Below are 4,752 nucleotides of genomic sequence, written 5' to 3' on the forward strand. Positions count from 1 at the left end.
GGCCATGGACGTGCACCTTCGGTCTGCGAGCAGGAGAGGGATCAGCGTGCCGCGGCCGGCCGCGCCGGTTGGTCAGCCGGGCTGTCGGCAAGCGCGGCGAGGACGGCGTTCCGCGCCGGGCCGACGCCGCGGCGGCGCAGCTCGCGGGTGAGCACGCCGAGGACGGCCAGCGCCGGCAGCGGCCGGGCCAGCAGATCGGCCGCGGCCGGGTCGAGCGGCACGGCCGCGGGCAGCGTCAGCGCGGTGACAACCTGGTCATAGACGGTGGCCGCCCAGACGGTCAGGACAGCGGACAGCCAGCCCCGCCACTGATCCCGGCAGGCGGACAGCCGGCCGGACAGCCACGCCTCGACACCTTCCACCAGTTCCACCCGGACCGGCGGCGGGCAGCCGACGGCCAGCAGATGCAGATGGCCGAGCAGTGTTCCGGCGTCCACGAGGTCCCCACCGGGTTCGAGCGCGGGTGACACCAGCACCGCCCGTGGCGATCCGTCGGGATACAGCACGCCGCTTGGGCAGAGATTCCCGAAGGCGATGCCGGCGCGGGTGAACGCTGCCGGGTCCATCTGGGCGGCCAGCCGGCCGAGCCGCACCAACAGGCTCCCCAGCAGCGCCCGTAGCTCCCCGGCCTCACCTGCCGTCGCTCGTTCGGCGTGGAGGTGCTCCGCCGAGCGGCTCACCGCCTCGGCCACGACCCGAGGCAGAGGCCAGCCGCGGGCAGGCGCCGCGGCCTGTCGCAGCTGCCCGGCCGGGTCGCGGTGCAGCTCGCTCAGGTGGTCCATCAGCGCCGTCACCATCTCGGTGAGCACCGCCGGCCGGCTCTGGAGCCGGCCGGCCAGGCTGGGACCGCTCACGAAGGGGGTGAACATCACCCCCTTCGCCGTCGCAGTCGGGGCGGCCACCCGCACACGGGAGTAGGTCGCCAGCGCCGTGAGCTGCTCGGCCTCGCGCACCGTCGCGTTCGCCGGCCCCCCGTCGACGTCGGCCAGCACGGTGGCCAGATCGCCGTGATCGCCGCGCACAAGGTTCGACAGTGCAGCGCCTGCCGGGCGGACCGTCGCGCACAGCGCCTCCTCGCCGATCCGGACCTGCCGATACAGGACCCCGCCCGCGGTGGCCATCGTCCCGAACGTCACGCCGGCCTGCGGCCACAGCTGAGCGGTCGCAGCGGCGATCCACCCCTCGACGTAGAGGACGAGATCGTGGACGTCGTCGCCTTGCCAGCAGGTCAGGCAGCCCGAAGACGGGCTCATCGCAGGCGCCCGACACCGGCGTAGACCGGCAGCCGACCCCCCACCGCCGTGCGACGGCGCGCCCGGTCCTGCTCCCAGCCCGGCAGCAGGACCAGACCGGGCTCGACCAGCCCACAGCCGTCGAAGAACGACAGCACCTGGTCACGCCTGCGCAGCTGGAACGGCGCGGTCGTGCGCCGGTACACCTCGGCCGCCTCAATGACGTCCTGGGACTGGCCATCACCGGTCGCATGCGTCAGAACCAGGTAGCTGCCCGCCGGCAGGGCGTCGCGCAGCTGCGCGACCAGCTGCTGCGGGCCGGTGTCGTCGGGGAAGAAGTGCAGGACCGCGACCAGCAGCAGCGCGACCGGCTGCCCCAGGCCCAGCAGCCGGGACACCTCCGGGTGGTCCAGGATCTCGCCAGGCCGGGCCAGATCCGCTTCCACGGCCACAGCCGCCGGGTTGGGCGCGAGCAGGATCTGGCTGTGCGCCACCGCGACCGGGTCGTTGTCCACGTAGACGACCTGGGCGTCCGGGGCCAACTGCTGGGCGACCTCGTGGACGTTGCCCATGGTCGGCATGCCCGACCCGACGTCGAGGAAGTGACGGATGCCGACCTCGCCGGTGAGGTAGCGGACCGCCTCGCCCAGGAACAGCCGGTTGACCCGCGCGGTGTCGCGGATCTGGGGCCACGTCTGCTCGACCTGCGCCGCGGCCTCCCGGTCGGCCGGGAAGTTGTGCGCGCCGCCGAGGAAGTAGTCGTAGACCCTCGCGACGTTCGGACCTTCGGCTCCCACCGCAGCGCCGCCCCCCATCAGGATCGCCCCCGCGACCCGCGCACCGTCGTGACGACGCCCGGCCGGCGTAGCTGGCCGGGCGGGTCGACCGAGCCAGGTCTAGGACTGGTGGGACGGTCACGATGCGTCGCGCAGCTGATCCTCATCACGAGAACGGTCCTCACTGACGGTAGGCAAAGTGGAACCGTTACACCATCGTCCGGGGACCGTCCGATGGTCATCCCCCGCACCGCGAAGAAGCTGTTCACCCTGCTCGACCCCGCGTGAGCTGGGAAAAGACGGCCAGAAGCGGCTGTCGTTTCGGGCGGCATCGCCCCCTACTCCCCGAGGTGTGATCGATTCACTACCGTGGAGGTGTCGACGGAGCGATGCGGCGACAGGCTGTCACCGAAAGGACGTCTGACGTGGCCAGTCCCAGCCAGCGAGTCGAGCAGGAGGAGTTGCGGGCGCGGATGCGCGCGGTGGGCATGTCGCATGACGAGATCGCGATCGAGTTCGCCCGCCGCTACCGGCTGCGCCCTCGTGCGGCCCACCGGGTCGCGCACGGCTGGACCCAGGCACAGGCCGCCGACCGCATCAATACCCACGCTGCCCGCGGCGGCTTGGACCCACACGGCGTCGCCGCGATGACCGCCCCGCGGCTCAGTGAGCTGGAGAACTGGCCGCTGCCGAACAACCGCCGCAGGCCAACCCCCCAGATCCTCGTTCAGCTCGCCGAGGTCTACGGCACGAGCATCCACAGCCTCCTCGACCTCGACGACCGCGAACAGATGCCCTCCGACGACCTGCTCCTCATTGCCCAGATCCGCCAGGGTCTGTCGCGGCCGGCACAGGGCGGTTACGACAGCCCGGCGATCAGCACCTCGCAGACCGCGGAACGATCACCCGGGATCGGACCATCGGCCATCCCCGCCGCTCAGCCCGGCCGACGTAGCGTCGCAACATCCGGCCAGGGGCGCGCGATGGCAGCCGCCGCAGCTCTGGGCGCAGACGGAAACATGGTGATCGACGCGGGCATGGCGCTGCGCTATGCGCACGAGTGGCTGGTGACCGACCCTCCCCAGGTCGTGGAGACCCGGGCGGGACGGCGGATCGGAGAAGCGTTCACCCGCACCGTGGAGGGACGGGTCGCGCAGCTGCGCCGCCTGGACGACTTCATCGGCGGCCGGGATCTTCACGCGCTGGTCGCACGGGAGCTCGCCGCCACGACGGCGGTGCTCGACGACGCCGCCTACGACGACCGCCTCGGACGCCGGCTGCACTCCGCGGTCGCGGAACTGTGCCAGCTCGCCGGGTGGGTCGCGATGGACGCCGGCCACACCCAGGCAGCCCGGCGCTTCTACCTCGACGGCGTGACTGCGGCGCATGCCGCCGCCAACAGCCCTGTCGCGGCGAACCTGATCTCGACGCTGAGCTACCAGTTCGCCAACCAGGGCGACCCGCGTACCGCGATCCTGCTCGCGCGCACCGCCCTGCACGGCGCCCAAGACTCGGCGACGCCGGCCACCCTCGCCCTCCTGCACGAACGGATCGCCTGGGCGTACGCCAAGGCCGGGGACCGACCCGCCGCAGAGCACGCACTTGCCGCCGTCGAGCGGCACTACGACCAGCGGCGGCCCGACGACGAGCCGACCTGGGTGTACTGGCTCGACGAGAACGAGATCAACATCATGGCGGGCCGCTGCTACGTCGAACTCGGCCTCCCACAGCGCGCCGTACCGCTGCTGGTCGACGCGGTCGCGCGCTGCGACACCGACCACGCCCGCGAAGCCGCCCTCTACCGCTCCTGGCTCGCCGAGGCATACACCCAGACAGGCGAACTCGACCGGGCCGTCGAGGAAGCCCGAGACGTCGTCAGACTGGAGGCGCGCGCGGGCTCCGCGCGAGCCTCTGAACGCGTCCAGCGCCTACGGTTCCTGCTCTCCGCGTTCCCTCCCAGCCCAACCGTCCGTGCCTTCGAGGACTTCTACCAGTCCGAAACTGATCAACGTCCGGTCGGCCCTCAGCCCGGCTGACCCATCCCAACTCCGCTTCGACCCGGGAATACCCACATGGCCGACGTCATCGGACGCAGCGACCGCGTGGCCGTCTCCGTCCCTGCCCGGCCCTGTAGCCGCGCTCCAGCGGATGCGAGTCGATGATCAAAGAGGCGACGGCGACTGTCTTTGTCTTCCGCGAGCACCCGGACGCGGGCTGGCAGGTCGCGATGATCTGGCATCCGCGGATGGGAGGCTGGCTTCCGCCCGGTGGCCACGTCGAGGCGGACGAGAACGCGGCCGAGGCCGCGGTTCGCGAGGTCGAAGAGGAGCTGGGGTGCCGGATTCGGCTGGTAGCCGGCCCGACGACCCCGCTGCCCGAGGGCTTCCCCCACAGCCCCGTCGTCGCGCCCTGGTGGGTCGTCGAGATGGCCGCGAGCCCCGACAGCCATACCGCCAGCGAGCACGTACACATCGACCACGGCTTCGTCGCGTTCTGGGACCGCCCGGCGCGGCCGGCGCACACCGCGGTCCGATGGTTCGACGAACAGGCGCTCGCCGCCGAAGACGACATCGCCTGGGACTCGCGTTTGCAGGCGGCTGCACTCTTTGCCCGCCTCGGCGAGATCATGGACTTGGCCCACGATGGACGATCCGGGAGAATCAAGCCCAGTGGACACCCGCCGAGATCTAGCTCGGCGCCGGCCGGGAGCCGTGGTAGGTCGCGTCCGGATCCGCCGGATGTGG

The 4,752-nt window shown here is 71.8% G+C and carries 4 protein-coding genes; 2 read left to right on the top strand and 2 right to left on the bottom strand.

Annotation, left to right across the window (positions count from 1 at the left end):
- Nucleotides 1-41 precede the first annotated feature (41 nt).
- Complete coding sequence (locus tag AC08OP_RS21015) at nt 42-1,253, bottom strand: hypothetical protein (RefSeq protein ID WP_476615753.1); 1,212 nt, start codon at nt 1,251-1,253, stop codon at nt 42-44.
- A complete protein-coding gene (locus tag AC08OP_RS21020; RefSeq protein WP_476615754.1) occupies nt 1,250-2,029 on the bottom strand; it encodes an SAM-dependent methyltransferase in 780 nt (259 codons plus the stop codon). The genes AC08OP_RS21015 and AC08OP_RS21020 overlap by 4 nt, the downstream gene beginning before the upstream one ends.
- A gap of 452 nt (nt 2,030-2,481) precedes the next feature.
- On the opposite strand from AC08OP_RS21020, the gene AC08OP_RS21025 reads away from it, so the two are divergent.
- Together AC08OP_RS21025 and AC08OP_RS21030 are read left to right on the top strand one after the other, a co-directional pair.
- Nucleotides 2,482-4,044 (top strand): helix-turn-helix domain-containing protein, encoded by a 1,563-nt coding sequence (locus AC08OP_RS21025; RefSeq protein ID WP_476615756.1) that lies wholly within the window; start codon nt 2,482-2,484, stop codon nt 4,042-4,044.
- A gap of 122 nt (nt 4,045-4,166) precedes the next feature.
- Nucleotides 4,167-4,752, top strand: a 586-nt coding sequence (locus AC08OP_RS21030; protein WP_476615755.1) for an NUDIX domain-containing protein, incomplete at its 3' end; no start/stop codon positions are given.

It is taken from the genome of Frankia sp. CeRuru1 (genome assembly GCF_977966315.1).

Bases quoted from the DNA above. Each gene is read 5' to 3' on its own strand.
- AC08OP_RS21015 (WP_476615753.1), bottom strand. From the start codon at position 1,253: ATGAGCCCGTCTTCGGGCTGCCTGACCTGCTGGCAAGGCGACGACGTC.
- AC08OP_RS21025 (WP_476615756.1), top strand. From the start codon at position 2,482: ATGCGCGCGGTGGGCATGTCGCATGACGAGATCGCGATCGAGTTCGCC.